29 protein-coding genes, 3 pseudogenes and 1 riboswitch are annotated in these 26,772 nt (G+C 40.4%); of the genes and pseudogenes, 25 read left to right on the forward strand and 7 right to left on the reverse strand.

Going from position 1 to position 26,772, the window contains the following annotated elements:
* The first annotated feature begins 232 nt into the window (after positions 1-232).
* The 4 genes from ACN6MV_RS15770 (at position 233) to ACN6MV_RS15785 (ending at position 3,947) form a co-directional block, all read left to right on the forward strand.
* A complete protein-coding gene (locus ACN6MV_RS15770) occupies positions 233-811 on the forward strand; it encodes a TetR/AcrR family transcriptional regulator (RefSeq protein ID WP_419884379.1) in 579 nt (192 codons plus the stop codon).
* Between the two features lie 233 nt (positions 812-1,044).
* Positions 1,045-1,743, forward strand: a complete 699-nt coding sequence (locus ACN6MV_RS15775; RefSeq protein WP_419884381.1) for an SDR family oxidoreductase — start codon at positions 1,045-1,047, stop codon at positions 1,741-1,743.
* 42 nt (positions 1,744-1,785) lie between these two features.
* Positions 1,786-2,868, forward strand: coding sequence for an alkene reductase (locus ACN6MV_RS15780; protein WP_419884382.1), 1,083 nt, complete (start codon positions 1,786-1,788; stop codon positions 2,866-2,868).
* Between the two features lie 80 nt (positions 2,869-2,948).
* Positions 2,949-3,947: an NADP-dependent oxidoreductase gene (locus ACN6MV_RS15785; RefSeq protein ID WP_042127969.1), complete on the forward strand. Its 999-nt coding sequence runs from the start codon at positions 2,949-2,951 to the stop codon at positions 3,945-3,947.
* A 670-nt stretch (positions 3,948-4,617) separates the two neighbouring features.
* Here ACN6MV_RS15785 and ACN6MV_RS15790 read toward each other — a convergent pair.
* Positions 4,618-5,486: pseudogene (locus ACN6MV_RS15790) on the reverse strand (ISL3 family transposase).
* Between the two features lie 6 nt (positions 5,487-5,492).
* Positions 5,493-5,858 (reverse strand): transposase family protein, encoded by a 366-nt coding sequence (locus ACN6MV_RS15795; RefSeq protein ID WP_348536932.1) that lies wholly within the window; start codon positions 5,856-5,858, stop codon positions 5,493-5,495.
* Between the two features lie 188 nt (positions 5,859-6,046).
* Here ACN6MV_RS15795 and ACN6MV_RS15800 point away from each other — a divergent pair, with 188 nt between their 5' ends.
* Positions 6,047-6,265, forward strand: coding sequence for a hypothetical protein (locus ACN6MV_RS15800; protein WP_094868930.1), 219 nt, complete (start codon positions 6,047-6,049; stop codon positions 6,263-6,265).
* A 91-nt stretch (positions 6,266-6,356) separates the two neighbouring features.
* Here ACN6MV_RS15800 and ACN6MV_RS15805 read toward each other — a convergent pair.
* A pseudogene (locus ACN6MV_RS15805) lies at positions 6,357-7,548 on the reverse strand (IS256 family transposase).
* A gap of 326 nt (positions 7,549-7,874) precedes the next feature.
* Here ACN6MV_RS15805 and ACN6MV_RS15810 point away from each other — a divergent pair.
* From ACN6MV_RS15810 to ACN6MV_RS15850, 9 genes are all read left to right on the forward strand, one after another.
* A complete protein-coding gene (locus ACN6MV_RS15810) occupies positions 7,875-8,462 on the forward strand; it encodes a hypothetical protein (RefSeq protein WP_094868929.1) in 588 nt (195 codons plus the stop codon).
* Positions 8,463-8,603: 141 nt separating this feature from the next.
* A protein-coding gene (locus ACN6MV_RS15815) for an IS1182 family transposase (protein WP_256989708.1) occupies positions 8,604-9,958 on the forward strand; the annotation gives its coding sequence in 2 pieces (ribosomal slippage) (positions 8,604-9,174 and positions 9,174-9,958; 1,356 coding nt in all).
* 195 nt (positions 9,959-10,153) lie between these two features.
* Positions 10,154-10,852: a response regulator transcription factor gene (locus ACN6MV_RS15820; RefSeq protein WP_373455871.1), complete on the forward strand. Its 699-nt coding sequence runs from the start codon at positions 10,154-10,156 to the stop codon at positions 10,850-10,852.
* Between the two features lie 127 nt (positions 10,853-10,979).
* Complete coding sequence (locus ACN6MV_RS15825) at positions 10,980-11,579, forward strand: TVP38/TMEM64 family protein (RefSeq protein WP_094868928.1); 600 nt, start codon at positions 10,980-10,982, stop codon at positions 11,577-11,579.
* 132 nt (positions 11,580-11,711) lie between these two features.
* A riboswitch (cyclic di-AMP (ydaO/yuaA leader) is annotated at positions 11,712-11,844 on the forward strand.
* 4 nt (positions 11,845-11,848) lie between these two features.
* Positions 11,849-12,319 (forward strand): C40 family peptidase, encoded by a 471-nt coding sequence (locus ACN6MV_RS15830; RefSeq protein WP_094874472.1) that lies wholly within the window; start codon positions 11,849-11,851, stop codon positions 12,317-12,319.
* Positions 12,320-12,668: 349 nt separating this feature from the next.
* Positions 12,669-13,145, forward strand: a complete 477-nt coding sequence (locus tag ACN6MV_RS15835) for an asparagine synthase-related protein (protein ID WP_419884385.1) — start codon at positions 12,669-12,671, stop codon at positions 13,143-13,145.
* A gap of 309 nt (positions 13,146-13,454) precedes the next feature.
* Entirely contained in the window at positions 13,455-13,649 is a 195-nt protein-coding gene (locus tag ACN6MV_RS15840) for a DUF2933 domain-containing protein (RefSeq protein WP_094874474.1), read from the forward strand.
* A gap of 204 nt (positions 13,650-13,853) precedes the next feature.
* Positions 13,854-14,201 carry a four-helix bundle copper-binding protein gene (locus ACN6MV_RS15845; RefSeq protein WP_094874475.1) on the forward strand — a complete coding sequence of 116 codons (348 nt, stop codon included), beginning with the start codon at positions 13,854-13,856 and terminating at the stop codon, positions 14,199-14,201.
* 365 nt (positions 14,202-14,566) lie between these two features.
* Entirely contained in the window at positions 14,567-14,740 is a 174-nt protein-coding gene (locus ACN6MV_RS15850; protein WP_179281768.1) for a hypothetical protein, read from the forward strand.
* Between the two features lie 454 nt (positions 14,741-15,194).
* Here ACN6MV_RS15850 and ACN6MV_RS15855 read toward each other — a convergent pair whose 3' ends face one another.
* Both ACN6MV_RS15855 and ACN6MV_RS15860 read right to left on the reverse strand, forming a co-directional pair.
* Positions 15,195-15,566, reverse strand: coding sequence for a hypothetical protein (locus tag ACN6MV_RS15855; protein WP_094874476.1), 372 nt, complete (start codon positions 15,564-15,566; stop codon positions 15,195-15,197).
* Between the two features lie 241 nt (positions 15,567-15,807).
* Positions 15,808-15,993: a hypothetical protein gene (locus tag ACN6MV_RS15860; protein ID WP_094874477.1), complete on the reverse strand. Its 186-nt coding sequence runs from the start codon at positions 15,991-15,993 to the stop codon at positions 15,808-15,810.
* Positions 15,994-16,195: 202 nt separating this feature from the next.
* On the opposite strand from ACN6MV_RS15860, the gene ACN6MV_RS15865 reads away from it, so the two are divergent.
* From ACN6MV_RS15865 to ACN6MV_RS15875, 3 genes are all read left to right on the forward strand, one after another.
* Positions 16,196-16,384, forward strand: coding sequence for a DUF2933 domain-containing protein (locus ACN6MV_RS15865; protein WP_094874478.1), 189 nt, complete (start codon positions 16,196-16,198; stop codon positions 16,382-16,384).
* A 299-nt stretch (positions 16,385-16,683) separates the two neighbouring features.
* Positions 16,684-17,154 carry a hypothetical protein gene (locus tag ACN6MV_RS15870; RefSeq protein WP_179281769.1) on the forward strand — a complete coding sequence of 157 codons (471 nt, stop codon included), beginning with the start codon at positions 16,684-16,686 and terminating at the stop codon, positions 17,152-17,154.
* A gap of 398 nt (positions 17,155-17,552) precedes the next feature.
* A complete protein-coding gene (locus ACN6MV_RS15875; protein ID WP_143812216.1) occupies positions 17,553-17,807 on the forward strand; it encodes a hypothetical protein in 255 nt (84 codons plus the stop codon).
* On the opposite strand, the gene ACN6MV_RS15880 is transcribed toward ACN6MV_RS15875, so the two are convergent.
* Positions 17,782-18,405: a hypothetical protein gene (locus ACN6MV_RS15880; RefSeq protein ID WP_094874480.1), complete on the reverse strand. Its 624-nt coding sequence runs from the start codon at positions 18,403-18,405 to the stop codon at positions 17,782-17,784. The two genes, ACN6MV_RS15875 and ACN6MV_RS15880, sit on opposite strands and share 26 nt — an antisense overlap.
* Positions 18,406-18,560: 155 nt before the next feature.
* Here ACN6MV_RS15880 and ACN6MV_RS15885 point away from each other — a divergent pair, with 155 nt between their 5' ends.
* The 4 genes from ACN6MV_RS15885 to ACN6MV_RS15900 all read left to right on the forward strand — a co-directional run bounded on the left by ACN6MV_RS15885 (position 18,561) and on the right by ACN6MV_RS15900 (position 22,932).
* On the forward strand, positions 18,561-19,751 hold the full coding sequence (locus ACN6MV_RS15885) for a cell wall-binding repeat-containing protein (protein WP_094874481.1): 1,191 nt from the start codon (positions 18,561-18,563) through the stop codon (positions 19,749-19,751).
* A 229-nt stretch (positions 19,752-19,980) separates the two neighbouring features.
* Positions 19,981-20,775, forward strand: a complete 795-nt coding sequence (gene lgt / locus ACN6MV_RS15890) for a prolipoprotein diacylglyceryl transferase (protein ID WP_094874482.1) — start codon at positions 19,981-19,983, stop codon at positions 20,773-20,775.
* Positions 20,776-20,810: 35 nt separating this feature from the next.
* Positions 20,811-21,524 (forward strand): response regulator transcription factor, encoded by a 714-nt coding sequence (locus ACN6MV_RS15895; RefSeq protein WP_094874483.1) that lies wholly within the window; start codon positions 20,811-20,813, stop codon positions 21,522-21,524.
* Positions 21,514-22,932, forward strand: a complete 1,419-nt coding sequence (locus tag ACN6MV_RS15900) for a sensor histidine kinase (RefSeq protein ID WP_094874484.1) — start codon at positions 21,514-21,516, stop codon at positions 22,930-22,932. Before ACN6MV_RS15895 ends, ACN6MV_RS15900 begins: the two co-directional genes overlap by 11 nt.
* Positions 22,933-23,180: 248 nt before the next feature.
* Here the strand turns inward: ACN6MV_RS15900 and ACN6MV_RS15905 are convergent.
* Positions 23,181-23,591 (reverse strand): annotated as a pseudogene (locus ACN6MV_RS15905) (C40 family peptidase).
* Positions 23,592-24,019: 428 nt separating this feature from the next.
* Between ACN6MV_RS15905 and ACN6MV_RS15910 the strand changes: the two are divergent.
* The 4 genes from ACN6MV_RS15910 (at position 24,020) to ACN6MV_RS15925 (ending at position 26,725) form a co-directional block, all read left to right on the forward strand.
* Positions 24,020-24,559, forward strand: a complete 540-nt coding sequence (locus ACN6MV_RS15910) for a hypothetical protein (protein ID WP_143812217.1) — start codon at positions 24,020-24,022, stop codon at positions 24,557-24,559.
* 50 nt (positions 24,560-24,609) lie between these two features.
* Positions 24,610-24,900, forward strand: a complete 291-nt coding sequence (locus tag ACN6MV_RS15915; protein ID WP_094874487.1) for a hypothetical protein — start codon at positions 24,610-24,612, stop codon at positions 24,898-24,900.
* Positions 24,901-25,106: 206 nt separating this feature from the next.
* Positions 25,107-25,319 (forward strand): DUF2933 domain-containing protein, encoded by a 213-nt coding sequence (locus ACN6MV_RS15920; RefSeq protein ID WP_094874488.1) that lies wholly within the window; start codon positions 25,107-25,109, stop codon positions 25,317-25,319.
* Between the two features lie 296 nt (positions 25,320-25,615).
* Positions 25,616-26,725 carry a YncE family protein gene (locus ACN6MV_RS15925; RefSeq protein WP_094874490.1) on the forward strand — a complete coding sequence of 370 codons (1,110 nt, stop codon included), beginning with the start codon at positions 25,616-25,618 and terminating at the stop codon, positions 26,723-26,725.
* Positions 26,726-26,772 lie beyond the last annotated feature (47 nt).

The following is a 26,772-nucleotide window of genomic DNA, read 5'->3' on the forward strand; positions in this document are numbered from 1 at the left end:
TCCAATGTAGCTGATGGATAATTCGGACTTAGTTTGATATTTTCGATAAAGTTTTAGAATTAAAGGTCTCAGCTTGTTATACAGGATTTCAAGTCTCACGGTTAGGATAGTGAAATAGACACAGGAAAGCATACGGCCAACTCGATCTGCTTTTTTATGCTAATGGGAAGTATATTTTATTCTTTACCGATCGTTCTCAATATGTTACATTGACTATTAGGGAGGGAATAGAATGGCAAGAAGCAAAGAATTCGAAGAGAACGAAGTATTAGATAAGGCGATGAAGCTTTTTTGGGAGCAGGGTTACGAGAAAACATCTTTGACAGATCTGGTCGAGCATATGGGAGTTCATCGAAGAAGTTTATATGACACATTTGGTGACAAGCATACGCTGTTTTTAAAAGCAATGGACCGTTTTCGCGATAAAGTGAATACTGAGCTTACTGGAGAAGTTAAACGCTCTAAGACTGCTACAGAGGCTCTTCAGCTTATCTTTAGTTCCATAATAAATGGTGAAGAAGATTCGCCTTCAGGCTGTTTGATGGTAAATTCAGCGGTGGAGTTGGCAATGCGTGATACAGATGTGGATTTGAAGTCTACTGAATCGTTCACATTATCAGAGCAGCTGTTCAAAGATATTATTCTGTGGGGGCAGCAGGATGGAGAATTTAGCTCGGATTACAAAGCCGACGATCTAGCGGAACATCTGCATTCTGTTTGTGTGGGGTTAAGGGTAATGACAAGGACCTCCATGCCTAAAGAAAAATTACATCGTATAGCAGATTTATCTATTAAACTTTTGTATAAGTAATTATTATTCACATATAATTACTTATGTATATTCTAGAATGATCGTTCTCAAAATGCATTTCTTCCCTTGCTTATAGTTTACTTTCTTGAATGATCCATTCTTATGCGCTTTCGAGAATGATCATTCTTAAATGGTAAGACCTTTCTATACCTAGAACTTATCAAAAAGTGAGTCACTATTTGCTCAGATTATGAGGAATTGTACTCAAAAAATGGATAAAAGGAGCTAATAAAATGAAAATTTCCGAACAAGTGGCATTTGTGACTGGAGCAAACCGAGGTTTTGGGCGCCATCTTACCCTTGAACTTCTATCCAGAGGGGCCAAAGTTTATGCTAGTGCAAGAAATCCTGAGACCATTGATATTCCAGGCGTTATACCTGTAAAGCTTGATATTACCAACCCTCAAGAAGTTGCAGAAGCTGCTATCCTCGCAAAGGATGTTACGCTTTTAATCAATAATGCAGGATCATCTACTGGTGCCTCTTTACTGGACGATGATGTAGAAAAAATACATTTGGAGTTTGATACGCATTTCTTCGGTACATTATCCATGGTGCGTACTTTTGCACCGATACTCGAAAAAAACGGGGGAGGATCCATTTTGAACGTTCTTTCCGCATTATCTTGGTTTAGTTCTGGAACTGTAGGTGCTTATTCAGCTGCAAAGGCTGCAGAGTGGGCATTGACGAACGATTTACGTTTAAATCTGTATCCTCATAATATTAGAGTAGCAGGATTACATGTGGGTTTTATGGATACTGACATGACAACCACCTTAGAAGTTCCCAAAGTAAACCCTGCAGATATCGCAAAAATAGCTATTGATGGCATAGAATCTGGAAGCTTTGAAATTATTGCTGATGATGACAGCCGTAAGATACAAGGTGCACTTGCAGTAGGCGTTCCTGCACTATATCCAAATCTTTCTTAGTAACAATTTCGTTGTAACTTAATTCAAAGAGGAGTGTACAAAATGAACAAATTGTGGAGTAAAACGAAAATTGGAAATATAGAATTACCTCATCGTTTAGCAATGGCACCTATGACACGTAGCAGAGCGGAAAAGGACGGTACGCCGGGGGAATTAAGCTCCCTTTATTATGCTCAAAGAGCATCTATGGGATTAATAATTAGTGAAGGTACACAACCATCTGATGATGGACAAGGTTATTTAAAATCACCTGGTATCTATACTGAAAAGCAGATAGAAGGTTGGAAAAAGGTTACGAATGCAGTGCATGAAGCAGGTGGGTTTATGTATATACAATTAATGCATGTGGGTCGCATGTCCCACCCCGACAATACTCCGCATCATCGTCAAGCCGTTGCACCTTCTGCGATCGCACCTGGTGTAGAAATGTTTACTGCTAAAGGAATGCAGGAAATACCCGTCCCACGTGAGCTAAGTGAAGAAGACATTCAAAATACTATTGCAGACTTCCGTAAAGCAGCCGCAGCAGCTATTAAAGCAGGTGCTGATGGAGTTGAAATTCATGGAGCCAACGGTTACCTAATCAATCAATTTATTGGTGAAAATTCTAATACACGAATCGACAAATACGGTGGCTCTGTGGAGAACCGAGCTCGCTTTGCAATCGAAGTAACGAAAGCAGTCATTGATGAAATTGGAGCAGAAAGAACTGGCTTCCGTATTTCACCTGGAACACCTCTTGGTGGGATCAATGAGGGTGAACAAGGACCTGAGGTTTATCGCTATCTTGTTAAAGAATTGGCTAAGTATAATTTAGCATACCTCCATGTAATGCATTTAGGGAACGAAACACTGCTCCAAGAAATCCGTTCGATTTGGACAAATCCATTATTGGTCAATCGAGCAGGACGAGCACTTGAAGATATAAGTGTAGATATTGAGAATGGTATTGCTGATGTGGTACCAATCGGTGTCTGGTCATTAGCTAATCCCGATTTAGTAGACCGTCTAAAAAAAGGATTTCCTTTAAATGAGGTTGATCCTAAAACATTATACGCAGGTAACGGAAGCTTAGGTTATACAGACTATCCAAAAATGGAAGAATTAAAATCTCAACAGCAATAAGGATATGTGAAACCACAAATGGCGTACAACTAAAATTTGTACGCCATAAGATTTTCTAGTGGATAGGAGGTTGGCAGAACATGAGAGCTGCTCAAATGCAGAAATACTCAAAAGAAATTAAGTTGGTCATAAATAATGTGGAAATACCGGAAATCAATAATCGTGAGGTACTCGTTAAAGTAAAAGCTGCAGGTGTAAATCCATTAGATCTTCTTATTTTAAATGGCAGTATCCGAATGATTGCTGATTATGATTTCCCATTAACATTAGGCAATGAACTATCTGGTGTTATTGAGGCAGTTGGTAAAGATGTTGCTGATTTTCAGGTTGGTGACCAAGTGTATACAAGGTTACCGGTGAATAAAATAGGAGCTTTTGCTGAATATGTGGCGGTCAAAGATGACGCTATAGCTAAAATCCCTAGAAATCTATCCTTTATTGAAGCGGCTGCAGTCCCCCTTACTGCATTAACAGCTTATCAAGCATTGAAGGATGTACTAAATGCTCAGCCTAATGCAAAGTTATTTATTCCTGGCGGAACCGGCGGTTTCGGTGCAATGGCGATCCCTATTGCTAAATCAATGGGGTTATGCGTTATTACAAGTGGTAGTGAAAGAGGGAGATCACGCACACTTTCGATTGGAGCAGATAGATTTATAAATTATAAAGAGGAACACTATGCTGAGGTTCTATCCAATATAGATTATGTGATAGACACCTTGGGTACAGACGAAATAAAAACGGAACTTGATATTCTAAGACCTCAAGGAAAATTAGTATCATTGAAGGGATTACCAAATTATCGCTTTGCCGCCCAAAATAATTTTCCAATCTGGAAGAAAATGTTGTTTGGTTTAGTGGGTGCTCGTTTAGACCGTTTATCAGCAAGAGATAATAAAGAATATCACTTTTTATTTGTGCAAGCCAATGGGAGACAGTTACAAGAGATTACTAGTCTTATTGAAAATGAGAATATTACGGCTTCAATTGATTCAATTTACAAATTTAATGATATTAATAAGGCATTACATCAAGTTTCTACTGGTCACTCACAAGGCAAAGTTATTGTAACTTTCTAAGGAAGGAGTGAATATAATATCTATCAAGAGAAAATAAATGAGCCAAATACATTAACTGATTGTAAATGTTACTTCTGAGATTTCGATGGTTTATGCCTGAATGAATCAAAAAAATGGATTAAATAATAACTAAGAGCTGATCTTGTTGAAGATCAGCTCTTTTGTCATCCTAAGAGAGGGCATAGATACAAGTTCTTGTCTTTTAACGGTATAATAATAAACGAGTGTCGGATGACAAGAATGTGTTCCGCATAGAACCCGCATAAATTGCGGGTTTTTCTTTTTTACGGTACATATTCTTGTCAAAAGCTAATGACAAGAATATGTACCGAATGCCGAAATAGGCCAAGAATATGTACCGTTAACCGATAATTAATATATTCAAAACCAAACCACCGGAAAGACGTCAAAAAAGCATGATATTACTGTAAGAGGGAGTAAGAATTTCTGGGCCGGACTAACAGGCAGGATTGTTCAACAATTTCACGAATAACCTTTAGGATAGACTTTTTACGAAGTTCGTAAAAAGGACGTTATACGCAATTGCACAAACACCTGAAACCATTTCCAAACACAATCGCAGCATATTGTAAATAAATTTCAATTAGGTGAAGCATGAAAGTTTTTGATTACTTAAGAGGCTCAACCTAAAAATTAGCGGTTGATATTTTCATCCTAATAAGCGTAGCCGATTGCATTCGATTAAAATACCAGCTTTGTAACATCGACGATTGCGCGTGAAATAATGTCGACGCTGATATGCTTTGATGCGATTATGTCTTCCTTCCAACGTCGCATTCGTCCAGCGGCAGCTATGGTAGTTCACAATTTCCTCTTCCCAATTTCGCATCGTTTTCAAGGCGCTTTGCATCGCTTCGTGCTCAAGGGCTTCCCCCTGCTGACACCAACGAGTAAACCCAAGCTGGGCCACATGGTGATTTGGCGAATAATCATACCAGTGAGAAACGCCTCTTTCCATTCCCATACCTCACGCAGCAGCGGCGAGAATGCCAGCAGTTGATCTAACTGAGTTCTGCTCTTTTCGGGTAAGGAATCTGCAGGCGGATTCAGCAGGCGATGATGACTTTTCAAGATGACTTTGGCCCGGGGGAAAAGGGTAGACTGAACTGATTTCCGGACCGCCTGGACACTTTCAATGACGCAACCGTGAACGTGGAACCGATCGGCAATTCGGAGCGCCCCCGGAAAACATTCGCTGAGCCAAGTGTGATACGTTTGAGCCAGATCCATAACAACTGCCTTGGGATTTAGGTTCAAAAAATCGGGATGTTGCTGGGCATACGCACGTAACGCATCCAGCTTTCGCCCAGCCAGCAGGTCTAGCATGGTTTCGCCTCGAAGATCGTGAATGCCAGTATTGTAGGTGTATCCTTTTTTGATCGCAAAGTCGTCGATGCCGAGCACCAGTTCTGGCGTGTCTTTGGCTTGACGCCAAGCCTGCTCAAGTAGACGCTCATTCTCTGCGGGCAAGGCCTCTTGATGCATGCGCTGAACCGTGCTGGCAGGTAGATCTTGCATTCTCGCCTATGCGCTGCCGTGGAGCCCAGTGCCTGGTTTACAGTCTGTGAGCGGAAAAAGACGGCTGTATTGTTCCTTGGGACCCACCCATGCATACGACCAAACAAACCCAATCTTGCACCGCGAGCAGGCTAAGCGCAGCGAGGGAATATGCAAAAAGCACTTTTTACCAAAGATGCTGACATGACGAATCTTGCGCGACTTATTGCGGCCATCTCGCTTCACCGCTTGTTCGGAGTGGCAGATTGGGCAGGGCTGTTTGTGTGCCACCGGTGAGGCTTCCAAATGCACTTCCGTTGCATTGTGGGAGAGAACGTTATGCAGTTGTAGCTCTGGTAATCCGAGCATTTCGTTAATATACTGGAGTGGCATCTGTCATTTCCTTTTCTTGTTGTTTGGTAGGACTTACAACAATACAGGATTTGCAGATGTTTTTCCATTTCTATCCTCGTTTTTTTTCCGCACTCAATTTTCAACCGCTAATTTTGGGTTTGAGCCTATATATGACTCAAATATGTAGCTATGTTACAACCGGAATATGTGAAAAGAGAAAATGTGAAGTGAATTTATTTTTAAATGATTTTATTAATAGAGTTTACAATACTGATTTACGAGATATTGGTTTCGAATGCTTAGATATTTCAGGAGCAGATGGAAAAAGGCCTGAAATTTCTTTCGTTTTTGGTGGACAAAAAACAGTAATAGAGGCTAAGACATTAGTTAATCCAGAAATAAATATAACAATATCCTTTACTGGTAGCGTCAAGAAGTTTGTGTAAAAGAGTAGAAGTAACTCTACGAGTGTGTTTTAGGTATGCAGGTGTTTCTGGGGCGGGGGAACCCCGCCCCCAGAAACAGGACGAGCGGAAGCTACTCTCCTTCCCGTGTTGGTATTGTTGGATAGCGGGCTTCGAACAGCTCATTCAGCTTCTTTTTCACCGCATCCACACCAAATCCTGGGACTACACGTTCTGCAAAGCGTTCATTGTAATCCGTCGCTTCCAAGTACACGATTTTCTCCGCCGCGTCCATATTGGTCAGACTATTCATTGGTTTGAGTCGCTTACGGATTTCCTTATTCATTCGCTCGATCGGATTCGACGTGTAGATGGCTTTGCGGATCTCCGCCGGGTACTTGTAGAACGTCAGTAAGGTTGACAACTGTTCTTCCCATGAGGCCATTTCTTTCGGGTACAGCTTGCCCCACCGGGCTTTGACCGTATCGAATGCGGCCCGGGCTAACTCTTCATCAGGTGCGGTATACACGGTCTTAAGGGCTTCAATGACATCGGTTTTGTGTTCCACCCGGATTTTAGGAAATGTCGCTCGCACTTTGTGAACCACACAGTGCTGCACATCGGCTTGAGGATACGTTTCTTTAAATGCAGCGTCGAGTCCCGGCAGGCCGTCAAACACCCCCAGCAGGACTTCCTGTGCACCACGGGTGTAGAGGTCTTTTAGGACTTCCCGCCAGCCCATTGGAGCTCTCTTGACCGCCGACGTAAAACCCGAGGATTTGACGATGTCCCTCTTCAATGCCCATGGCAAAATAGATGACTTCACCGTCGACGGTGCCTCGTTTGAGCTTCACATAGAGACCGTCCAGGTAAATCACGGAGTAGCGTTGGGCGAGCTGACGCGCCTGCCAGTTCTGAATGTCCTCCAGCACCGTTGCGGTAATGTTGCTCACGGTCGTTGCGGAATAATGGCTGCCGAACATACTTTCAATGAAACGGGCCACGTCTCGTGTGCCCATGCCGCTTTTGTACATTTGGATCACCGCCTCTTCCAGCCAGCCGTCTCTGCGTTGATACGGTTCAAACATTTGTGTCTGGTAGTATCCTTTACGGTCTCTAGGCACCTCTAGATCCTCCAAATGACCGTATTTGGTGTGCAGACTCCGTTTGTAATATCCATTGCGGCTGTTACGCTCACCCGCTTGCTCATTCTCCATGAAGTGCTGAATTTCCGTTCTCATGATAGATTCCAAGTTGTCTTTGACAAACGTAGTGACAAGATTTTCAAATAGATTATTCATGAGATTTTCGGGTACAATAGTCATCGAGTAGGGTTCCTTTCTTGGTGGTTTCGCAATCCCGAGAATACCCTACTTTTTTGTTGCCTGCTAGGCTCCAAATCTTGGTACACAACTTACTTTACGCCATCCCTTTACTGAAAAAATTGCTGAATTGATAGAGAACTTTAGGGGCAAAAATAAAGAGATACGCAAAAAGATTAACCGAAAAAATCCGAGATAATGGGTGTTAAACTGACTTTTGATGGAACAATATTAAGCTTATCAGCTATTTTAGGTAATAAATACAATGACTTAGAGAAGGAAGATCTAACCTCTAGAATATTTATGCAGTATACAATGAAGCTAAATATATGAGAAAAGGAAATGCAGAGTTCGGAAGTATAACTTTGGATGTTTCCAAATACATGAAGCTTAAGTTTAATAATCTGAATAAAGTGAAAAGAAATCTATATAAAAGACCTGAAATTAGTGATTTAGATGATATATATACTAATGGAGCTGAATTTTTAGAACATTCTATTAAAACTGAAGAGTATATTAAATCTGGTGAAAAGAAGTTAAATATTTCTCTTCAACTTACAGACTCAATTAGTGAAACCTTGGTTCCTTGTAGTGTACTAAGCTCTACGTTTTTATCCTCAACAAGCCACATTAAAGATACGATTAGATCAGCTGATAAAAAGCTGGGAACATACAATAACGAATATAAGAAAATTCTTATTTTTAACAACAATTTTTATAGACTGATGACGGGAATAAATGACGGATATGAAGAGTTAATTCGTGAGATACGCAATAATGTTAAAGAAAGTATTATAGATGAGGTATGGATTGAATACACAGAAGTGTTCACTGAACTTGATTATTCTGATTACATTGAAGCAGTTTCGGAAGACAGAAAAGGATATGAACGAATATTACGAAAAGTGAAAAATTAGTTCACTGAAAAAGCTTCTTTTAAGAAGCTCAGGCTGTCGAGAAAGTCTCGACAGCCTTCTTTATGCCCTAATTATTTAAGACGACACCGCGTTAATGTTGTATAATATAGGTAACTATTTATAGAACGGATGGTGTGTTGAATGTTACGTTCCAACCGAGAAAGACAACAATCCTACGAATTTGTTTCCATAGAAGATTTGGTCCCCGAAGACCACTTGCTTCGAAAGGTGGATAAATATATCGATTTTTCTTTTATTGATGAAATGGTTCGACCGCTATACTGCGCCGATAACGGACGCCCAGCTATAGATCCAGTTATTTTATTTAAGATGATTTTTCTTGGATACTTTTACGGTATTCGTTCCGAACGTCAATTGGAGCGAGAAATCCAAACCAACTTGGCCTATCGTTGGTTTTTGGGTCTAGGGCTTAGCGACAAGGTTCCTGACCATACAACGATTAGCTGGAACCGGCGGACCCGGTTTAAAGATACAACGATTTTTCAGGATATTTTCGATGAGATTGTTCTCCAAGGTATTTCGCACCGAATGATTGGCGGACGTGTTCTCGTGACCGATTCGACCCATGTGAAAGCCAATGCGAATAAACATCACTATACCAAACAACAAGTACTACAAAATACCAAAGATTACATTGACGAACTCAATACCGCCGTGGCTGATGACCGGAAAGAACATGGAAAAAAGCCCTAAAACCCAGAGAGGAAGTGAACGAAGAGAAAGAAATTAAAGTGAGCACAACTGATCCAGACAGTGGATATATGATTCGTGATGGCAAACCAGAAAGCTTCTTTTATTTGGACCACCGTACGGTCGATACCAAGTACAACCTCATTACCGATGTGCACGTAACGCCCGGAAATGTCCATGATTCCGTGCCCTATTTGTCGCGTTTAGGTCGCCAGCAAGATCGTTTTGGGTTTGCAGTTGAGGCTGTTGCACTCGATTCAGGATATTTGACTACACCGATTTGTCGGGGGCTACAAAGACGAAAGATTTTTGCCGTGATTGCTCACCGGAGGTTTCACCCCAAGCAAGGCTTGTTTCCAAAGTGGAAGTTTACCTTTGATCCCGAACGTAATCTATATGTTTGTCCAGCGAGTCACGAATTGAAATACAGAACCACAGACCGCAAAGGTTACCGACAGTATGCTTCCAATCCGGAGTATTGCAAGAGTTGCCCGTTGCTGGGTCAATGTACACAGTCCCGAAATCATCGAAAGGTGGTAACCCGGCACGTTTGGGAGGACAGTAAAGATTGGGTTCGGAACAACAGGCTCAGCAAGTCTGGCAAACAGCTGTACCGCAAACGAAAAGAAACGATTGAGCGAAGCTTCGCGGATGCTAAAGAGCTCCATGGGTTTCGCTATTGCCGTTTGCGCGGACTCCGGAACGTCAGGGAACAAGCACTGATGACGGCAGCCGTGCAGAACATGAAGAAGATGGCGATCCACCTGGATAGCCTGGAAAAGTAGGGGTAATCCCCCTACTTTCCCGATTTTACAGCCACCTAAACATGAAAAGAAACCCAAGATATTAAAATAACCTGGGTTTCTCGACACTCTGAGCTTCTTTTAAGAAGCTTTTTCTTTTCCTAAAAATTAACTTACATTTTTTCTACACAAAATTTATATATAATAAGGGAAATTGGAACGGAGCAGGTGAACATATTGTCTATACATCAAGTTTTAATTGCAGATAGTGAATGGAATATGAGAAAATCGCTTCGGTTTTATCTGGAGAAACAAGGGTTTTATGTAAAAGAAGCGACTACAGGAACAGAAGCACTGGAAATGTTAAAGAAGTACTCATTTGATATTATATTATTGGATATTATTTTGCCTGATATGGACGGATGGCAAGTCTGTAAGGTAGTCAAGGAAACCGTTTTTGTACCTATGCTGATATTAACGGAACAGGGAGATACTAAGGACAAGATTCGCGGGCTTAGGATTGGAGCTGACGATTACCTAACCAAGAATATTGAACCTGAAGAGTTATTAGCCCGCATATACTCCATTCTCCGGAGGGTAGCAATTACAAAATCCATGTTTGAAAAAGAAAGATCCCTTGAATTCCCTGGGTTAATAATATATCCAAAAAAGAGGGAGATTTATATTGATGGGATCTTGGAGGGGTTTTCTCAAAAGGATTTTGATTTGATTGTTACTCTTGCTCAAAGAAGAGAAAAAACTTTTACCAGAGAGGAATTGGTGGATAGTGTATGGGGATATGATTTCGAAGGAGAAAATCGTGTAGTTGATACCCATATAAAGAAAATTCGCCAAAAATTCCAAAACGCTGGGCTTAAATATAGTCCAATTCAGACGGTTCGGAGTATAGGGTATAGATTTTTTAAACAGGATTGAACAATTTATATAATTCAATATTACCTATAAGGACACCATGAGATTTTAGTGCTTGGTTATATGTTGATTGTTGTAGCTTTGACGTTAACTGGTAATCAGAATTAAATCATTTTAAGATGGTGAGCTGATGTTTTCTATTTATTCAAAACAAGTTGCAGAATTGTTAAGTGCGCTGGGGATATGGTCATTTCTGATAAGCATTGGAATTAGTATTTTTATAAGTATCATCGGAGTAATTCCTTCAGTTTTTATGACCACCGTAAATGTTTTGATTTTCGGATTCTACCCTGGTTTTTTGCTCTCGTGGATTGGTGAGGTCTTAGGTGCAGGGGTATCCTACAATTTATATCGATTAGGTGTTCAAAGAGTGAACAAGCTTAGAAGGGTAAATTATCTGTGGTTAAATAATCTTAACAATATGACTCCACTAAGGCAGTTTTTCATCTTGTTGTTGGCTAGGCTCATACCCTACGTACCATCCTCCATTGTAACATTGGTAGCCACCACATCCAGTATGACTTTCTTGAACTATATGTTGGCAACTGCTGTAGGCAAGCTTCCCTCCATTTGGTTAGAAACCTTACTTGCTTATGGATATGTAAAAGTAGAAAATAAATCAATGAAAATAATAATTACAATAATGTCACTACTTTCTCTATATATTATTATCCATACAAGTAAGATGAAAAATGGTAAGTTGAATGAAATTCACGAAAATGATCACTAATCCTAGAAATTTATGCATTGTACTATAAAATTGTGTGGTATTTGTGTTGTTTGAAAATAAAAATAGAAAATTTTATATCGGATTGACACAGTGAATATAAATACAATACTATAGCAATAGTTACAAAAAATTAATTAATTATTGCCGAATTTCGTATTGAAAACGGGGGAACCATTCTTGGGTGAATTATTCTTGAAAGCAAAGGAATATAGGGAACCTTTAACCGAACCCTCAGCTAACTCCGTAGGCATTGAAGGGAGAACCTGATTCTGAAAAAGTTTATTTTATCCGTAGTGGGGGCTGCAGTATTGTTCACTTCTGTTCCTGCAAGCACCTACGCAAGTGAAGTAAGTATTGAAAATGAAGTGAAAGAGGTATTGGGGACTCCTTATTTATGGGGGGGGACTACGGCGGCGGGTTTTGATTGTACGGGTTTCATATTGTATATATTAGATAAATTTAATGCAGGTGATTTACCGCGCACATCACAATCTCAAGCTAAAGTAGGCACACCCGTGTCTAAAGATGATCTTCGCGTAGGAGATCTGGTCTTTTTTAACACTTTTGGTACAGGAATTTCCCATGCAGGCATTTATGTAGGTGATGATCAGTTTGCTCATTCCTCAAGCAGTAAAGGCGTAAGAATTAGTAGACTCTCAGAGTCATATTATCGTGATCGTTATGTCACTGCTCGCCGTGTAGTGAGCGAAACTAGCTACCTCAAAATGATTAGTGAATGATGAGTTTGTAAGGTCAGCATCTGTTTTTTTACCTTTTTAATTTCTGGGTTTGTATGCATCCTCTTTAAGAAAAAGACTTCTCACAGGTTGTATTTTATTGTGAGAGGTCTTTTTGCGTCGAGGCTTAGTGTTTAGTGGAAGGTGTGAAAAAACGGTAATAATACAATTGACATACCCCCGAGGGGTACCCTTAGAAGATCGATTTTTCGGAAATGCCAACATTTTTTCTGAAGGTGAGAAAAGGTCTCTCGTTTCTTTCCATCCGGATCTATATAAATACTGGGAAACTACGACAGAAATCACGAAACCTATTTACGCGGGGCACAAAGGTTTAAAAGACGTAACCCGTATGCAGTTAATAGATCTTAACCTTTGGTTGCCTGGTGATATATTAATGAAAGCCGATAAGATGAGTATGGCTCACTCTTTAGAGGTTCGTGTTCCTTTCCTTGATAAAGAAGTGTTTGAGATTGCCCAGAAAATTCCTGCTTCATTATTGCTCGCAATAGGAACCACTAAATACATCTTACGTAAAGCCCTGGAGGGAATCGTACCTCATTCTGTGTTAGGTCGTCCAAAATTAGGCTTTCCTGTGCCTTTGAAAAAATGGTTATTAACCCCAATGGGTGATACCATCCTTCAACAAATTACAGAGAGTGGGGTGGACCAATGGATTCAACTAAATGTTGTTAAAGAGATGTTAAAACAACATCGAATGGGAACGGCCGATTATTCCCGCAAGATTTGGACGATTTATATATTTTCGTTGTGGCATTCCATGTATATTAAACAGTCTATATTCAGGCAAGCTCTAGTCAACTCATAACTCGATAATAGTAGTCAATTGTAGTCGCCTAATTTTGAGATAGCGTAAGCTACCGAGAGGAAAAATATTCAGATATGTGATCCTATCCATCTTAAATCGGGGACTAAATCAACAGTTGGTTGCGAATTATGGAATGACTGGAGAGGAAAAGGAAGGAACATGGTTGTTATTACCCGGATTGCTTTTTTCAATCACTTAAGCAAGGAACAATAACTTCATGAAATATGCAAACTTTCAACATCATATCCACATACAACTCTTCTACAATAAAAATATTAAAAGAAAGCAATTTACAGAGGAGGTACACAGATGGATTGGTCTTTGCTATTGCTGTTGATTTGTCCACTGATGATGGTATTGATGATGTTTGGGATGAGAGGAATGCATGGTAAAGACTCTCATTCAAACCAGTCACAATCCAACTGGACACTTCACGAAGACTATAATGAGTTAAAAGTAGAGAACGAACGAATGAAAAAGCAACTTCTAAGCTTGTCTAAATAACTCATATTAGAGAAAAGCATATAAAACTCCATTGAAATCGCCCATGGATAAATGGAAGACCTTATTAACCATTTTGACGGGGCGATTTCTTTGTACAAGCTATAAATCACGAACTCAGTCTGGCTAGATTTTGTATATAAATACACTTTTAGGATAATATAACTTAGGATGAACAAACATTAAAATTATGAAGGAGTAATAAAAATGACGACAATTTCACATTCTTCGGTTCAACATTTTCAAAGTTGTATTGATAGTTGTAACGACTGTATGCAAGCATGTGAAGAATGTTTAACCTCTTGTCTTAAAGAGACAGACGTGCAAGCAAGAATTCACTGTATCCACACTTTGCGTGATTGTGCGGATATCTGTGCAACAGCTGCCCAATGGATGGCTCGTGGAAGTATATACGCAAAAGAATTTTGCCAAGTCTGTGCAAAGATCTGTGACGATTGTGCTGCAGAATGTTCGAAATTTCAAGACGCACATTGTCAGAAATGTGTTGAGTATTGTCGTAAATGTGCAGATGAATGCCGTAAAATGGCTTCGTAAAGTTGAGGTTAGGTGATTGAGGGGAGCAATGAACGGAATTTTAGATAGTTGCACCCATGAGAAATAAAGAAACGACGAAAGCTAGTAAGAGCTTTCGTCGTTTTGCAATAGTTTATTATTTTTTAGTAACATTGACAGACTAATTCGCCCTTCGTCTAGTGTTGTCATCTAATTAGGATAGGCAATGTTAATTTGTGTTTAATTAGTAAGTCCATATGCTCCCTTATTTATCGATGTGTAACGGTGGGAATATGTTGATGTGTCATGGAGAATAATGGGATTAGATCTTGTCTAAGCCATCATACCAGCCGTATAACCATCCATAATGTTCGTTCGTTAATATTGTAATAATCTGAGGAGTTAAGATGGACAACAACCTAAATAATTCATTTCTGTCCCTATTCAAACCGGAAACAGCAAGCGGAAAAGCTGGAAAATGCTTCAGTCATACAGTCCGTGGTATATCTCTATGGCCTGCCGTGAAGCTCAAATGTGGCATCATCGATGGAGAGGCTGCCACTTTGCCATGGGATCGATGAAGAAGGAGTGCTCTAGAGGGATTTGAATGGGGAGGCCAGGAGGACCAAAAAAAAGGCCGGTAATGGGTTCAAAAAGACTTCTGTGACCATGATGCTCTTTGGGTGGAGGTTCCCCCCCATCAAAGGAAAATCACCCACCCAGCGACATACATATACTGACTTCCACTAACTTCTGTGTGAAGAAGGAAAAAATACTCAGTCCGCTAATCCGGTCTGCTTGTAAAACAGAAAGAGCTTTACTTTCCAAGCTCCATTGATAACTCTGCTTTGTTTGTTCAACCATAGCACCACGCAGAAAAAATAGTTAGGGTCAACACTGACAGAATAATAGCGATTAAGATGCTACATAATAAAGCAGCGCCTCCCCACTGCAAAAATGTTTCTAGCCCTTCGATAAACCTATAACCAAACCATAAAACATACTTACACTCCTCTAAACGGTTTATCTATTGATTTATTTGTGATGCTCTGAATGCTCCTCTTGTTGATTGTTTTGTTGTACGGGCTTATCCAGAAAATCCGAAATGGATTGAGGTACCGCTGTAATAACCAGGATGATGGATATGATCGATGAAATGAAATATACCCATGCCGCAGGACGATCTTTTTTCCACCTTCGTTTCGCTACAACGATAAACCATATGGACAAGAGAAGAGAGATGACTAAAAAAATGAGTTTAAGAGATGGAGCCATGGAGAAGAGCCCAGCACCTAAGGATGTTAATCCTAAGGCAATCAACAGGGTATGAAGCCAATGATGTGCAGATGCAAAGAGCGCGAAAAGGACAGAACTGATCGATTTGAGTAAGGTTCTTTCTTTTTTCAAGGGGGTTCACCTCCTTTATAAATTCTTTACACTTATTATAAGGATGAAATATGGAGTTGAGATGAAGTTATAACGAAGCGATGCCTGTTAGCAGAAACAACAAAGGAGCCATACCAATGTAATTTTAGCGGGGGATTTTGATGATCAGTCCATTGTAAAGGTAAGCGTCAAACGGCCCTCATCCTGATCTCAAGGTTTGGGCTGTTTGACGCTTACGATTTATTTGGTATGTAAGTAGCTCCTAGACCTTAATATCAACAGTTTGCCCTCGATACTGATCCGGTATTTTTGCCGTATGGTTCTGATGAGTGGCCTCAGTGTGTTGGTAATTGGTCGTTTGCTTAATTGCAGCCCCTCCATGCATACCTTCCATTCCACAATTTTTTGGCATATTACCTGCACTTGATACCTGGCTCAAACCTGTCATAAATAATTCCTCCTTGTTGTTTCATTTATTTAATTCCATTTAAAAATACCATTAATATGTGTCGGTTCAATGTAGACATTAAGGAGTTAAGCCAAGAATCAATAACTTCATGGAATGCCCAATGTTTCAACATCAAATCCACAAATCACTCTTCTATAATAAAAATATCAAAAGAAAGACAATTTACAGAGGAGGCACACAGATGGAATGGTCATTGTTACTATTGTTGTTATGTCCACTGATGATGATATTTATGATGTTTGGGATGAAAGGAATGCCTGGTCATGGATCTCATTCGAACCAATCACAAGTAGATTGGACACTTCACGAAGACTTTAATGAATTAAAAGTGGAAAACGAACGATTGAAAAAACAATTAAATATTGACTAGAAAATTTTATAACTAACAATCGAACAATCGTCCTAAGCTAAACGAAGGTGTCACACAACCTACCGTTTAGATAGGGCGATTTTTTTGTTCATTCACATATCAGGGCTATGCATCCCGATTATTTATATTTTTCCTTATTGTTTCTCCATACTTTCCCAAAATTCCGTTGGTATTCTTTTCTTACGGCAATAAAAAAAGTAGATAAATGTAGAGCTGCTAAAAGGAGGCGGGAATTTTGCTTTGCGCAATATTATTGGAATCGCACTTATCGTGATTATCATAATCAAGTAGCAGAATTAATGTCTTCTAGTTCTATCAATCCACTACTGATTGGGCGTTACCAAAGAGGTCTATATTTCCTGTCTGAGGGAGCATATCTTTTGGATCAACTTAATCAGAATATAAATAAAATGGTTAGATTGACGGAAGCGACGAACCTGGACTATCAAGTGTATGTCAATCGTTACAATGTATTGTTCCAAAACAAGGCAGTATTAAGTAATGTACCTCAAAAACTTACGATGCCAAGGAATTGTTTTTTATCTAATTTATCAGAGAATGCTGTAGCAGAGTCTACCGTAGTCGGAGATGTGCAACAGGCAAACAAGGCTATATATCAAATGGCTCAAGCGATAATGGAATTTGATAGCACAATTCAATGGGTAGATAACCAAACCAAGCAAACGATGTTGCAGGCACAACAGGCTTCCGAAGCAATGAATATGGAGAACGCAGCTACAACAAGTCAGACAAGTGGTTTAATACTGTAAAAAGTACTGTTATCATAGTGACAAGAGACGGTATTTGAACACTTCCAATCGAAAGAGCTGCTCATAGTCTGATTGCAACCAAACCGCAATAGGTTGAAAATGATCAGACGGTTTAATTTTTAGGAGGGATAAAAATAATTAGGTTTGATTTACCCTGAAATTGTATTGAATCTATGGAGAAAGATAGGAGTATAAAAATAATAAGGCTCGGCCAACCTATTTGTAAATTAATAGAAGGGGTGTTGAATTTGGGGGCATTGGGTACTCTTTTTCTTATAGCGGGTACAACTACAGTATGTTCTGGAAAGACTCAGCAGGTCTTTCCCATAGCACATGTGATTAATGATATATATTTACTGTCCCAGCTTTCGGATGAAGTCATACATATCTAAGGGAATATGAAGACGAGGAATTCATTCCATAAGTTACTGGCTCCAATCGAAGTATACGTTTGTGCGGATGAAGTAGGTTCCAACCATAATGAAGAACAGTTTAATACGAAGTATTACTCAGGATTGTTTCATGGATCAAAAACAATACGGGATGAATGTTCTAACCTCCAAATTATTGCAAAGTCGGTGTTGCCTGATGAGCAGTGGAGAATGGCTATAGGTACACCAGCTATTCTTAATGAGACATTCGGTGTCCACTAGACTTACTTTTATCGAATGGTTGTTGAATATGCTCAGGCTTCGGGGCAGACCTAGAGTCGATGAGTGAAGCTTCCTTACGTTCGAAGGTGATGTGAATTGAAAGAAGTATAACGGTTACAATGAGCATAAGCGCGGGACTGCGATATATCCATGGGGACTGGCTAAGGATTTTTTCTTCAATCTGCCCTTGAAGCATTAACAGGTGGACAAACTGAAAAATACCACTGATAACCATAAATGCTAAGATACTTTGGCTCCACTGTGAAGTGGGAAGCATATTAATGAGCATCGCGCCCGTCATCCCTGCCATCATGCCAGATAATGCCCCGTTCAGAAAGGCACCAATACTGATTATCGCCCCTATACTGCCACCTGCAATCATCCCGATAAGAACACAAATGAAAAGGGATAGCAGCAAGTTATGACTGAGTAACAAACCCGCAATCGTTCCTCCCCCAAAGCCGATGATCATGCCGCTTACCATTGGGGATATCATCGTGATCGTACTTGTAAGATTACAACGGTAGCGGTAAATGAAACCGAATGACCAACATGCCATGAAAACATAAAAGATTGTAGCAACCATCCAGCTTGTCATTTGTACAACCCCCTGTTTGTTGATAATGTATCGTATGGCCAAAGAGAGGGATTCATTCCACCCTAAAATATAGGGTAGAACTTCATAGTTTCCACACAATTTTTATGTAAAGTATAGTTAATAAAATTAAGATATTACAAATTGGAGGAAATGGAATGAAAAAGGTTTTAATCATTGGATCGTTAACGTTGTTATTAAGTGCCATTTTATCTGGATGTCAAGTAGGCAATAAAGACTCTGAAGCAGCAACCAATGAACCAAAGAGTACTACGATCTCAGAACCTTGGGTGGGGACTAAAAATACGACACGCATTAATACGTCTGATCCGACTCAGGCAGCAGTTCTGGTCTCCCGCACACTTTGGACGGCGGAGACAGAAAATAATAGACCCTCAAGTGTGGTTTTGACCGATGTGAGTAACTGGCAAATCGCTGCGGCTAGCACCGATTTGATTCATCACCCCAGCAATGGGCCGGTTCTCTTTTTTGGCAAAGAGAGTGTTCCTTCTGTAACAATAGAAGAGCTTAAGCGGCTGAAGCCGATGGGTGCTAAAGGGAATGAGAACATACAGATTGTTATTGTAGGGCCAGTATCGTCAAGCGTTGAAGAGCAATTGAACACCTTGGATATGAAGATCGATAAGATTGAAGGGGACGAGCCAGCAGCTGTTGCACAGGCCATTGATGCCTATTATGCAAAAGCAGCGGGTGAGCTTCCACAGGCCGTCATTGTTGGGTCCATGGATAGTCCTGAGTATACATTACCAGCTGTAAATTGGATCGCCCACATGCCAGAACCATTACTCTATGTGAAGAAAGACGAAATTCCTGCAGCTACAGTGGAAGCTCTGAATAAGCGCGGAGGAAAGGCGACCATCTATGTCCTTGGTCCAGACTCGGTTATATCCAGCAAAGTTGAAGAAGAATTAAAGTCTTATGGATCGGTAACCCGAATTGCAGGCGAAAATCCCTACGAAAATGCGATCGCTTTTGCCCAGTATAAAGATACTAACAATAATTTTGGATGGGGAATCACTACGCCCGGACATAACTTTTCGTTCTTGACGACAGATTCGACGATGCTGGCAATCGCTGCTGCTCCATTTAGTCATTTGGGCAAACACGCTCCGTTGATTTTTACAGAAAAGGATGGACTGCCGAATTCTGTGATGGAATATTTGATGAATGTTCAACCCAAATTTCAGAAATCACCTTCAGAAGGTCCCTACAATCATGCCTGGGTAACCGGTGAGAGCTCAACAATTTCTGCCACTACCCAAAGTGAGATTGATGATATGCTTGAGATTTCCCCTGCATCTGGCGGAAACCCGCATTCCGGCCATTAATTGTCATTCATAAACTGATATCAAATTCTTGATATCACTGAACAGGCTGGCACCGGTCAATTCTCGGTTGTCAGCCTGTTTTGGTACACATGATCCGTTGAAAGTCATGATAACCCAATCTTTACCCAATGTTTCAACATATTTTCTACATATTCAGTCCGTACAATAAAGATAGCTAATCAGATCATCAGGTAAGAAATGATAAAGTCGTATACCGAAGGGGAATCATATGAGAGTAGAATTATTTGAAATAGGCGGCTTTACAATTCGATCCTATGGAGTTGTCGTCACACTGGCGGTTTTGGCGGCGGTGGGAGTGGCATTATACATAGCAAGAGATACTTCTTTTCGTGAGCATATACCCAATTTGATGATTTACGTTATAGGTGGGGCAATTCTTGGAGCCAGAATCTGGCACGTGTTCTTTTTTCAATGGGACTATTTTTCGATGCATCCTTCAGAAATTATTGCAATCTGGAACGGTGGGATCTCTATACAGGGAGCATTGATTGGGGGGAGCGTTACCGCAGCAGCCTATGCCCGAATCCATCGGATCTCCTTCTGGGAATTAGCAGATATGCTTGCGCCAGCAATCATATTGGGACAAGCGATTGGTCGCATAGCCTGTTTTCTAAACGGAGATGCTTTTGGTTCACCTACTAATGCGGGTTTTGGAGTCGTTTATCCAGAAGGAACGTTAGCCTATGAGCAGTATGGAGCTGTTCCATTATGGCCGGCAGAAGTCTGGGAGGGACAGTGGGACTTTGTTGTCTTTGCTATTCTTCTTTCCTTAAAAAACAAGAAACTGCCTAGAGGTGTTCTTTTTCTATCCTACAATATTCTCTATGCAGCTGGCCGATTCTTACTGGAATATCTCCGTGGAGATTCTCCGCGGTATGCGCTCGACTGGACAGCTGGCCAATGGACTAGTGTTTCGGTAATGAGTGTGGCTCTGGTTCTTATGGTGTACTTTATAAGAAAACAAAGACTGGATACACCGATAACTAGCGGTACAGCGGGTTGAAGTAGATAAAATAAAGAATGGAGAGTGTGGGTATAATGTCAAAACTACAGGTATTGATCGTAGATGATGAGTGGAATATGCGGAACTTACTTCGTATTTATCTAATGAAAGAAGGATTTCGAATTCAAGAAGCTGCAACGGGTCAAGAAGCCCTGTCTATGATAAAAAAAAACACCTTTGATATCATATTGCTGGATGTAATGATGCCTGATATGGATGGCTGGCAAGTATGCAGGGCTGTCAGAGAAACAGATACCGTACCTATTCTGATGCTCACGGCACGTACGGAAACCAAAGACAAAATCCATGGACTTGGGGTAGGGGCAGATGATTATTTAACGAAGCCCTTTGAACCTGAAGAGTTATTGGCTAGAATGTATTCGTTAATCCGGAGGTCTACGATTACTCAAGTCTTGCAACCCCCACAATGGGTGCTGGATTTTCCAGAGTTAAATATTTTCCCGGATGCTCGAGAGATTCGTATTCATGAGGTTCCTGTAGATTTTACTCAAAAGGAATTTGATCTTCTTATGATGTTAGCCCAGAGCAAACAGCGTGCCTTTACCCGGGAGGAACTGGTTGAACGGGTTTGGGGACATGATTATGAGGGTGAAATTCGAGTGGTGGATACTCATATTAAGAATATTCGTGAGAAGCTGCATAGAGCTGGAATGAGTTATAATCCGATCCAAACGTTGTGGGGAGTAGGCTATAAATTTCAAGCGGCAGAGAATCAAGATGCGAAATAACCGTATAGGGTTAAAACTAGGACTTGTGATCATTACTGTACTCTTGATTGTTTTGTTATTCCTGGGCTTTGCCATCGACAAAATGTTCACAAATTTTTATACCGCCGAAATGCGAAAAGAAACCGAGGAGATTGCCTCCCACTTTTCGGTTATGGCTAATGCTGCCGATACGACATCCGAGCAGACCATGATGACTTTTGCGGAGTTTTCGAATGTTAGTATCTTTAATATTTTAGAAAATGGAAAAGTAAATCTTCACTCCGGTGTCCATGATTCAGCCGACCGAGCGTTTATTCGGAATTCTGACCTCGAAAAGATTTTTACCGGCAAAAAGGTTAGCTTGCTGTATGAAGATCCTGACGGACATCGTTATTTTGTTTCCGGTCAACCGATCTCTAGCGAAGGTGTCATTACCTCAGCCCTTTATGTAATGTCTTCTACGGAACAAATGGAGCAATCCCTATCTGGAGTAAGGAATTTGCTGATCCTCTCCGGGATGGGGGCATTTTTGCTAGCTTTGGGAATTACGTGGATTATCGCCCAAGTCTTGTCTCGTCCGCTTTTACAAATGCAAAAAGCTACTCGTAAAATTGCTATAGGTGAACTGGAAACCCGGATCGAGATCAAAAGTAGAGATGAAATCGGAAGTTTGGCGGAGGCCATCAATGATTTAGCGGCCGATCTTCAGCGTTACCGGGATACCCGTCAAGAGTTGTTCTCTAACATTTCACATGACCTGCGGACACCCATTACCTATTTGGAAGGGTACTCTAAAGTGGTTAGAGATCACCTCTATGAGACCGAAGAGGAGAAAGAACGTTACCTGGATATCATTTATCAAGAGGCGGTCCGGCTGCAGCATTTAGTCGATGATGTTTTCGATTTGGCAAAAATGGAAGAAGGGAAAATACCCCTTTTACTAGAACGGATCAACATGACGGACCTGGTGGAACAGGCTGTCCAAAAAGTTGAATTGAAGAGAAAAGAAAAAAGCTTAAGCCTGTCGTTCCATCCGTATGGCACCAGTTCTTTGGTTCTTGCAGATGGTAAACGGATGGAGCAAATCGTCTTGAATCTGCTGGAGAATGCCGTTCGCTATACAGAGAAGGGTAGCATTAATGTAGATTTGCAGTATACCACTACATCGGTAATCTTAATTGTTGAGGATACAGGGATAGGAATTCCTGAAGAAGACCTGCCTTATATTTTTGAACGGTTTTATAGAGTGGAAAAATCTCGTTCCCGTCAATTCGGGGGGACGGGATTAGGTTTATCCATCGTTAAAAAGCTAATTGAGTTACAGGGCGGGGAAATAACGGTTACCAGTAAGTTAGGCGAAGGTACCCGGTTTGAAGTTCACTTTATGCTGCAACCGAGCCATGGGGGGGAATCATGTGAAGAAAATTGAATGGCTTATATCCTTTCTCTTTATGGGAATAGGGGTCATGTGTATGACCCTGTCAGCCGTTTCTTTTCGGAGTGAGACGCTTCTTCAATTTGGCAGTTTCGTAAAAACATTTTTGATATGTGCAGTACTCATCGCGATAAGTTTGTTCCTGCTGCTGAGAGTATTGAATCTAAACAGAAGGTCAAAAAAATAAACCTTGCCAGTGTGGATAAAAGGGAGCAGTAGTTAATGCTGCTCCCTTTTTATTTCTATTTAAGAACGCTACCACCAAATAGAAAACGTTTTTCCCATTTGGTACCTTCAATGTTATCAATCCGAACTCCACCTGATTTTATGGAATAAGTTTGTATAATTTTACTGTTTCCGATATAAATGCCGTTATGCATAATTCGGGCCTTATTTTTGTTAATCCCCTTATAATCGGTTTCTTTGCTGCCACGGTAAGACATAAAGAACATAATGTCGCCCTGGTTTCAGGATTCTCCAGTTGGTTATGTCCATTCCGTTTTTTTGATATAAGCCCCTTGAGTCCTCGAATCTGCGGGTAGTATGATTCCCGTCCCTTCTAGATAAGCTTGTCTTACAAAATCAGAGCAATCGAAAGTTTTAGTGTTACTACGGATTGAACCAAACTCGTAAGGAGTGCCTAGATAATTCATTCCCTGTCTTATTACGTTCTCTCTCAGAGTACTCGCTGTTGCTGTCGACTGTAAAGGGAGCTCGCTAGCCGCATAGGTAGAAAGAATCCCAGATGGACTCGTGAATAATGTTATGGAGACGAAAAGATAGCTATTGTTTTTTTCATGTTGTGTTCCTCCTTATGTTGTCATGTGAATCTGCTCACATCCTAACATAGGGTTTTATAGATTTGTAAGGCGTAATATTTGGCACCATCATTTTCTATAAACTCCATTGAAACCACATAAAGTCCACATGATTCCCACAAGAACTTTAGCTACAATATGATTTTTTACAAGAACATTCTTTCTCCATACTTTTCCCAAAGTACATTGGTACGCTTGAAATACAGCAAGAGCATCAGAGTATTGTTAGACAAACTGTTCATTAAGAGGAGGAAATGATGCAGATGGACGAGTCGAGTATGCCGTCAGGGTTTAGAGTTTCTGGAAGTGCAGAAGGCATGATGGGCGCGGGGAACTATAATTCAGGTGGTGTGATGAGTGGCCTTTTATCTGGCTTGACTCAGTTGTTAGTTGTGGTGTTAATTCTTAGCCTGGCTATCGGACTAGGAGTATGGGTGAAGAACAAGTATTTTAAAGAATCATTTAACAGAGGGAAAGAATTCATTAGCAATGATCCTATGCTGAAGACGATAGTCGTTCTGGCATCCACCTTACTGGGTGTACTTGTGGTCTTGTATCTCTTGGGTATTCTGATGAATGGAGGATTTTATCCAAATCAAATTGGACTGATTTCCAGCTTAAGTGTTTCGGCAAAAATAACGTTTTTTATTATACTGTTGACCATCCTTATGATCATGGCATTGATTGCTTTCTTATTCAGCTATGTGAAACAATATATCACTATGGCTTCTTCAAATGGAGCTTTCCTTACCTCAGGAAAAAAAGAGAAGCCCACTCAAAAGGATAAAACAGCGAACGATTGAATCTAACATGGAATTGAAGAAATAACGATACGAAATTGGAGGGATTCAAAATGAAAAGCAATAATGGGTGGCTGAAACTAGCCATAATCTCGTTTGTTGGGTTAATTATCATGGTGGTAGGAGGAACCATGCAAGGGACTAGGAATGGTGTATCGATGGATCAGATGGAAAATATGATGCAACAGATGAACAAATTACAGCAGGAAATGATGCAAATGCAGCAAGGCTATATGGGACAACAGGGTTCTACTATGGGAAGCTCAGGCGGTATGATGGATGATGACATGAATATGAACAACGGCAATTCAAGCAGCAGTGGCGGCGGAATGGGAATGATGTAATCGTTCGAATAGTCAAATCCAATGGATTCAGGAAAAAGAACAAGCTGACTTCGGAAAAACCGGGTTACAGCTTGTTCTTTTCTTGTTAATAAATATTTGTGAATTTTTTCTATCTTTATGATTAACCCAATGTTTCTACATATTTTCTACATAGTCATTCCCTACAATGAGACTATAACAAATCATATTTTTATGGAGGTAACGATATGGATTGGTCTTGGCTAATCGCTCTGGTTTGTCCGTTAATGATGATATTTATGATGTTTGGTATGCGAGGTGGACACAGCCATGGTCCTCATAAGAAACAACTTTCCGCTGGTGAGGTACAGCAAGAATTATTGAATTTAAAAGCACAAAATGATTTATTGCAAAAAGAAGTGCAAGGGTTAAAAGATAAAGCAGTCGTAAGGGGGAATTAGGAATGAGTTGTTGTGGAAATCACAATCATGGAAAACAAGCCCACGAGGATAACGGTCATGATCACGGTGAAATAAAAAAACATGGTTGGTTTATGAAATTATGCTGCATCCTACCTATTGTTCTTATAGGGATTATGCTTGTAGCGAATTCTTCCAAAGGGGCATCTAGCAATATCTTAACATACAGCCTGTTACTTATTTGCCCGCTCTCACATTTAATATTGATGCCGCTAATGATGCGAAAGAGAAACATAAAATGATCCTTAATTACTTTAGTTGGAGGGCATAACTATACTATGAACAAAAAAATGATAATCGGTCTGTCTATCCTTATTCTTGCAGTAGGACTCACAGCATGTGGTAATGGTTCAAGTACGAAACTGAACTCTGCACTACCAGCTGCTAATAGTCAAACTGTAGAGTCGAATAAACCCTCCCCAGGAGAAGGAGCCTTGGAAGAAAGGGGAGTCTATTATACAGCGAATGAAGGAGGCAGCATCTCGAAGATAGATGCAGCCACCAATAAAGTACTAGATACCATTCAAATGGATGGAGCCGTTCACAATGTTCAGATTTCACCCGATGGAAAAACCGTTGGAGTAACGGTAGTCCCCGAAATGCCGGAGATGAGTGAGAGTGATGATAATCATAATTCCGATCATGACATGAACGGATCTGCGGTATTTTATGATACAGCAACAAACAATAAGATTCACCAGGTAGAGGTGGGATTACACCCTGCACATATCGTATTTACAGAAGACAATAAGTATATCCTGATCTCCAATAATGAAGATGATAATGTGACGGTTCTTGATGCCAAGACATATGGACAGGTAACAACAATTCCTACGGGAAAGGGACCGCATGGATTTAGAGTTTCTGCAGATAGTAAATTCGCTTATGTTGCTAATATGAAGGAAGATACCGTCAGCGTGTTAAACCTCCAAACGATGAAAGAAGAACAGAAGATTACGGCAGGACAGACTCCTGTTACAACAGGTATAACAAGTGATGGTCAAACCTTGGTTGTTACGCTTAACGCTGAAAATGCAGTTACCATAATGGATTTGGAAAAAGGTAGTAGTGTGAAAGTACCTGTTGGTGCAGGCCCTGCACAAGTCTTTATCCAGTCAGATGATCAATATGCCTTTGTTGCCAATCAAGGTACAGAGGAAAACCCTTCAAACAGCATTTCCAAAATCGATTTGAGTACACAGCAAGTGGTTGCAACCATAGAAACCGGCAAGGGTGCTCATGGTGTCGTAACAAGTACGGATAATATCCGCATATATGTAACGAACATGTTTGACAATACCGTCAGCGTCATAGATAACCAAGAAAACAAGGTGATCTCCCAGGTTAATGTAGGTGCAACTCCGAATGGTATTAGTTACACACCCTAAGCTGATATAGAGTTCATATTGATTTTCAATGAATGAGTACAAAGCGA

Source organism: Paenibacillus sp. B-A-8, assembly GCF_048572915.1.
In the GTDB taxonomy this organism is placed as follows: Bacteria; Bacillota; Bacilli; order Paenibacillales; family Paenibacillaceae; genus Paenibacillus_AQ.

Coding starts and splice junctions, on each gene's coding strand:
- ACN6MV_RS15900 (WP_094874484.1), top strand. CDS start 21,514: ATGCGAAATAACCGTATAGGGTTAAAACTAGGACTTGTGATCATTACT.
- ACN6MV_RS15780 (WP_419884382.1), top strand. CDS start 1,786: ATGAACAAATTGTGGAGTAAAACGAAAATTGGAAATATAGAATTACCT.
- ACN6MV_RS15895 (WP_094874483.1), top strand. CDS start 20,811: ATGTCAAAACTACAGGTATTGATCGTAGATGATGAGTGGAATATGCGG.
- ACN6MV_RS15810 (WP_094868929.1), top strand. CDS start 7,875: ATGAGAAAAGGAAATGCAGAGTTCGGAAGTATAACTTTGGATGTTTCC.
- ACN6MV_RS15825 (WP_094868928.1), top strand. CDS start 10,980: ATGTTTTCTATTTATTCAAAACAAGTTGCAGAATTGTTAAGTGCGCTG.
- ACN6MV_RS15770 (WP_419884379.1), top strand. CDS start 233: ATGGCAAGAAGCAAAGAATTCGAAGAGAACGAAGTATTAGATAAGGCG.
- ACN6MV_RS15835 (WP_419884385.1), top strand. CDS start 12,669: ATGCAGTTAATAGATCTTAACCTTTGGTTGCCTGGTGATATATTAATG.
- ACN6MV_RS15795 (WP_348536932.1), bottom strand. CDS start 5,858: ATGCCACTCCAGTATATTAACGAAATGCTCGGATTACCAGAGCTACAA.
- ACN6MV_RS15925 (WP_094874490.1), top strand. CDS start 25,616: ATGAACAAAAAAATGATAATCGGTCTGTCTATCCTTATTCTTGCAGTA.
- ACN6MV_RS15785 (WP_042127969.1), top strand. CDS start 2,949: ATGAGAGCTGCTCAAATGCAGAAATACTCAAAAGAAATTAAGTTGGTC.
- ACN6MV_RS15875 (WP_143812216.1), top strand. CDS start 17,553: ATGAAGACGAGGAATTCATTCCATAAGTTACTGGCTCCAATCGAAGTA.
- ACN6MV_RS15775 (WP_419884381.1), top strand. CDS start 1,045: ATGAAAATTTCCGAACAAGTGGCATTTGTGACTGGAGCAAACCGAGGT.
- ACN6MV_RS15860 (WP_094874477.1), bottom strand. CDS start 15,993: ATGACAGGTTTGAGCCAGGTATCAAGTGCAGGTAATATGCCAAAAAAT.
- ACN6MV_RS15910 (WP_143812217.1), top strand. CDS start 24,020: ATGGACGAGTCGAGTATGCCGTCAGGGTTTAGAGTTTCTGGAAGTGCA.
- ACN6MV_RS15880 (WP_094874480.1), bottom strand. CDS start 18,405: ATGACAAGCTGGATGGTTGCTACAATCTTTTATGTTTTCATGGCATGT.
- ACN6MV_RS15840 (WP_094874474.1), top strand. CDS start 13,455: ATGGATTGGTCTTTGCTATTGCTGTTGATTTGTCCACTGATGATGGTA.
- lgt (WP_094874482.1), top strand. CDS start 19,981: ATGAGAGTAGAATTATTTGAAATAGGCGGCTTTACAATTCGATCCTAT.
- ACN6MV_RS15885 (WP_094874481.1), top strand. CDS start 18,561: ATGAAAAAGGTTTTAATCATTGGATCGTTAACGTTGTTATTAAGTGCC.
- ACN6MV_RS15850 (WP_179281768.1), top strand. CDS start 14,567: ATGGACAACAACCTAAATAATTCATTTCTGTCCCTATTCAAACCGGAA.
- ACN6MV_RS15845 (WP_094874475.1), top strand. CDS start 13,854: ATGACGACAATTTCACATTCTTCGGTTCAACATTTTCAAAGTTGTATT.
- ACN6MV_RS15865 (WP_094874478.1), top strand. CDS start 16,196: ATGGAATGGTCATTGTTACTATTGTTGTTATGTCCACTGATGATGATA.
- ACN6MV_RS15870 (WP_179281769.1), top strand. CDS start 16,684: ATGTCTTCTAGTTCTATCAATCCACTACTGATTGGGCGTTACCAAAGA.
- ACN6MV_RS15915 (WP_094874487.1), top strand. CDS start 24,610: ATGAAAAGCAATAATGGGTGGCTGAAACTAGCCATAATCTCGTTTGTT.
- ACN6MV_RS15920 (WP_094874488.1), top strand. CDS start 25,107: ATGGATTGGTCTTGGCTAATCGCTCTGGTTTGTCCGTTAATGATGATA.